Origin of the sequence: Halobellus rufus (assembly GCF_000739575.1) — an archaeon.
GTDB lineage: Archaea > Halobacteriota > Halobacteria > Halobacteriales > Haloferacaceae > Haloquadratum > Haloquadratum rufum.
Window position 1 is genome coordinate 1 of record NZ_BBJO01000050.1, and the last position, 1,390, is coordinate 1,390.

Genomic DNA, 1,390 nt, shown 5'->3' on the forward strand with positions numbered 1-1,390 from the left:
GAACGCGACGGTCTACCCCTCTCACTCGAAATAAGTTACTGCGGTACACTATCGATCTCCTCAAGGGCCTCAGTAGCGACATCACCTAACTCACCAGCCTCGATATGCGAGTACCGCTCACGAACCATCTCCTCAGAATTATCGAGATATCGGGCCGCCACAGTATATCCGAATGCCCGGACCAGAACCTCGCCCATGCCACGACGGCCACCGTGCGGAGCAAGATAATCGTGTTTCGGATGGTCGATGTCGATCTCCGCGGCCTCCGAGAGTCGTTGGAGAATCGACCGTGCGCCGTCCGTCGTGATCGACGGCGGCCGAATGTCCACATCGAGCGCCAGCAGCAGGTCGCGAGCGTACTCCGCACGGCGTTCAATGATTGCTTCTGGGCGTTCCCCTCGTTCGGCGAGGTTTTCCCGGACGAGCCCTGCGAGCGTCCGTTGGTCGAACGTCGGAAACACCGGCCAGCGCTCCGTTGGTGGGTCCATCAACTGGCGATAGCTTCGCAACGGCGAGATCACCGGATCGGGAAGGCTCGCGGCATCCCATTGCTGTTTCTTCCGGTAGACGTCCATACTCCCGTCGTCGACGGAGAGGTCCTCCCAGCGGACGCCGCGCCGGCGCGGGTCGTTCGGATCGCGGAGGAGTTCGCCAACGCGGACGGCGGTGTACGCGAGGACAAACACCAGCGCCCGGTCACGAGCCGCCTTCAACGCCGCGTAGCGTGCTCGCTGCTTGTCGAGGGGATCAGTATCCTCCGGGAGTGTCGTGTACGCCTCGACGGCGTCGCGGGCCCGTTCGTCGACGTGACGGGTGAGGGCGTGGCGCTGTTCGGACGTCCAGGCCTGCTGGTCGCCGGGCTTGCGACCGTCGTCCTCCGGCAGCGGCGCCATCGCACTCGCTCGCTGCGCGTAGTGGGCCTCAAGATATCCCTCGTTGACGCACCAGCCACACCACGCAGAGATATAGCGGTAATAGGTTTGTACTGTGTTCTGCTTGAGTCCCCGATCTCCACCGAGATGTCGGGCGTACTCCCGGAACACGCGTTCGTCGAGATCGTCGAAGGTCGGCTCGCGGCCGACGTCGTCGGCGATCCCGGTCCAGTCGTCGGCGCCGCGGTCGCCGGCGGCCCACTCGGCGAACCGTTCGAGCTCGCGTGCAGCGTTACGTCGATAGTTCCCACCGCCGCCGCCCCGGCCTTTCCCCTTGTCTTGGAGGTAGCGCTCGAAGCTGTCGTCGAGCGGCGTCGAAAGCGCTCGGTCAGGCATTCACCGGCCTCCACCGTCCTGCAGCCCCGGTCTCGGGTCCTCTACCCTGGGGGAAGCGTCGTCGTGAGGCGGTTGCAGCATTCGTGCTTCACCGACGGCGCCGGGGTACTTCAAAGTGGTCG

At 64.5% G+C, this 1,390-nt stretch carries 1 protein-coding gene; it reads right to left on the reverse strand.

The features are described 5' to 3' along the window. Positions 1 to 35: 35 nt before the first annotated feature. Positions 36 to 1,268: a tyrosine-type recombinase/integrase gene (locus ACP99_RS16760; RefSeq protein WP_049987695.1), complete on the reverse strand. Its 1,233-nt coding sequence runs from the start codon at positions 1,266 to 1,268 to the stop codon at positions 36 to 38. Between the last annotated feature and the right edge of the window lie 122 nt (positions 1,269 to 1,390).